The following is a 2405-nucleotide window of genomic DNA, read 5'->3' on the forward strand; positions in this document are numbered from 1 at the left end:
GCCTAAATAGATCACCTAATTAACGGAATTGGTATAATTAATTCAGAAAAGGATATATAAATTGAAAACAATTGGTTTGTTAGGGGGAATGAGCTGGCAGTCTACGGTAAGTTATTATCAGGCGATTAACCAAGGTATTAATGAAACATTAGGCGGACTAAATTCAGCCAAAATGATATTAAACAGTGTTAATTTTGCAGAAATAGAAAAACTGCAGCATCAGGGATTATGGCATGAAACCGCTGAAATTTTAACAGATGCCGCAAAATCACTTGAGTTAGCGGGCGCTGATTTTTTAATGATTTGTACTAATACCATGCACAAAGTTGCGCCTGAAATTGCAGCCAATATTAATATCCCCATCTTACATATCGCCGATGCCACTGCTGAAAAATTGATTGAAAACAAAATTAGTAAAGTGGGCTTGCTGGGTACCTCTTTTACGATGGCGCAGGATTTTTATAAATCACGTTTAACCGACAACTTTTCGATTGAAGTTGTTGTACCTTGTGAAAGCGATCAAACCATTATTCACGATATAATTTATGATGAGTTATGCAATGGTAAAATTGTTGATCTTTCACGTCAGTTATATCTGGCAATTATCGATAAACTTTTTGCGCAAGGTGCGCAGGCTGTCATTCTTGGCTGCACTGAAATTGCCCTGTTAGTGAAACAAAGTGATACAAAGGTGCCTTTGTATGATACCACTGAAATACATGCTAACAGTGCAGTTCAGTTGGCTTTACAGAGCTAATATAAAATGACTCCTGCAATTAATCTGGCCAAAAAACAAAAAATAGTATTTCAAGTTCACCAATATGCACATGATAAAGGTAGCGGCGCTTATGGTTTGGAAGCTGTAAGCAAAATGGGAACTAATCCGAAGCAGGTGTTTAAAACCTTAGTAGTGAATTTGGATAATTCACAGCTGGCGGTTGCCGTTTTACCCGTCTCCCATAAATTGAGCATGAAACATATTGCCAAAGTACTTGGCGCTAAAAAAGCAACCATGGCAGATGTCGATCAGGTATTGCGTTCAACAGGTTACGTATTGGGAGGTGTCAGTCCCTTGGGGCAGAAAAAACGTTTAAAAACAGTGCTTGATAAAAGTGCGTTAGATTTTGAAAATATCTACATTAGTGCAGGAAAAAGAGGGCTGGAGATTGAATTAAATCCTCTTGATTTAATTAAGATATTAAGCGCTTCTTGTGCGGAAATCCGGGGCTAACGCTGTGCATCAATTCTCTTATTTTGAATAGTTGTAGGCTTTCGCTTGGGGCATTTGCTGTAGATTTCATCGTTGCTGTTTCGCTGTACGAAGAAGATATGCTTCTCAACAGCAAAAAATTAAAAGTAAGGATAGTTTTGTTCGTGACACTATGCTGACGCATAACTCACAGTACCGTATACAGGGACGGCAGAGCCTGTCCCGCTCCTAAACCTGAACTGCAGTTCAATTCGCCGAAACGTTTTTTATCTTACTAAATAAATCCCTTTTTAACGCACCAGTTCGGACCGCACATCGAACATAACAACCTACATACTGTATTTATAATCACTGAATGTGGCCTGTTTTGTCAATAAAACTACAAATTACGTCACTGCGCCTGTTTTGTCGGAATTCCGACAAAAGCGTCACTGCGAAGGTTATCAGGGGACTTTCTGAGTTCCCTTTATAAAAGAAAGGGTTAGATGTGCTTTAAAAATGTGCATATCTTCCTGGTGACGCATTTGTCGATTCACGATTTTGCTAAAAACGTTCATAATTCATTGAATCAATTTGATTTTTTGTTTATTGTGATGTTTTAAATAATTAAGATATACAACAGGGAAATTGCGTCACTGTGATGTATATAAAGCTGTTATATTTCACGGAGTAGTCAGCAATGGAAGAACAGAAAATTGTATATTCTATAGCGTGGTATCAACCTGAAGAGTGGCAACGCTTAAAAGAGGTTGTGGACGATCCATCTTCACTTGATGATTGCTATGAAGAGTGGCGGCAAGGTGCAGAAAAAACAATCTCAGAATTAAGATTAAATGGGCAGTCTGTAAAGAAAACAGCAATTAAAATAAGTGCATTGGTAAGCTGGTGTGAAGCGAAAGGTATAAAACCCAACAGTAAAGCTAGGTCTGAATATGCTTCGTACTTAGCTCAACAGAAGAATAAGTAAAATATAACAAAGCAAAGCAATCAGACGCATAACGGCTGTCGCGGTTTTTGCTAAAAACAAAAAGCCAGCAAAAACAACGCCAACCTATGTGCTGTTGTTTGCGGCGTTAGGTAACAAACGAGGTGTTTGGTTACATGGAAAAAATAGTCGTTTTCGTTTTGTGCCTCTGCTTGTTTATAGGTGGTGCAAACCACATATTTGATAATTTATATTATGGATTCTTACCTT

Annotated in this window: 3 protein-coding genes; all 3 read left to right on the forward strand. The window is 38.0% G+C overall.

The features are described 5' to 3' along the window. Positions 1 to 61: 61 nt before the first annotated feature. The 3 genes from AC4GME_RS18740 to AC4GME_RS18750 all read left to right on the forward strand — a co-directional run bounded on the left by AC4GME_RS18740 (position 62) and on the right by AC4GME_RS18750 (position 2177). On the forward strand, positions 62 to 757 hold the full coding sequence (locus tag AC4GME_RS18740; RefSeq protein ID WP_490376632.1) for an aspartate/glutamate racemase family protein: 696 nt from the start codon (positions 62 to 64) through the stop codon (positions 755 to 757). 6 nt (positions 758 to 763) lie between these two features. Beyond that, positions 764 to 1231 (forward strand): Cys-tRNA(Pro) deacylase, encoded by a 468-nt coding sequence (gene ybaK / locus AC4GME_RS18745; protein ID WP_490376631.1) that lies wholly within the window; start codon positions 764 to 766, stop codon positions 1229 to 1231. 658 nt (positions 1232 to 1889) lie between these two features. After that, positions 1890 to 2177, forward strand: a complete 288-nt coding sequence (locus AC4GME_RS18750; protein WP_490376630.1) for a hypothetical protein — start codon at positions 1890 to 1892, stop codon at positions 2175 to 2177. Positions 2178 to 2405: the final 228 nt, after the last annotated feature.

This window comes from Psychromonas sp. (assembly GCF_983033635.1).